The 316-nt window shown below is 40.2% G+C and carries 1 pseudogene; it reads left to right on the top strand.

Annotated elements, in window-relative coordinates:
• Window positions 1-316, top strand: a pseudogene (locus tag AB4512_RS23355) (winged helix family transcriptional regulator); the annotation flags it as partial.

Genomic DNA, 316 nt, shown 5'->3' with positions numbered 1-316 from the left:
GAAAAGAGCTTTAGCCAAGATAACTTCTTTGATGCCATTGGGGATGTAATTCTTGAGATTAAAGCCATTATTGCCCCAATGAGTTCAGAATACGGTGTAGTCAGTCATCGAGTGACCTCTATTGATAACTACGATGATTGGAAGGTTATTTCAGAGGGAATATCGCTTTTCTACCAAGGTAAAGGTGGACAGCCATTTGCAGAGATCGCACTTCAGTTGGATACGATTCAACAGCAAGGAAGAGACAATTATTTGGTCAATGCCTTATTGTCGTATTCGGAATCTTTGGCTTATTTGCAAAGTCATGAGCAAGAAG

Source organism: Vibrio sp. 10N.222.52.B7, assembly GCF_041474275.1.
GTDB lineage: Bacteria > Pseudomonadota > Gammaproteobacteria > Enterobacterales > Vibrionaceae > Vibrio > Vibrio crassostreae_C.
The sequence above is the reverse complement of the archived record's forward strand: the minus strand, read 5'-3'. Positions and strand labels throughout refer to the sequence as shown.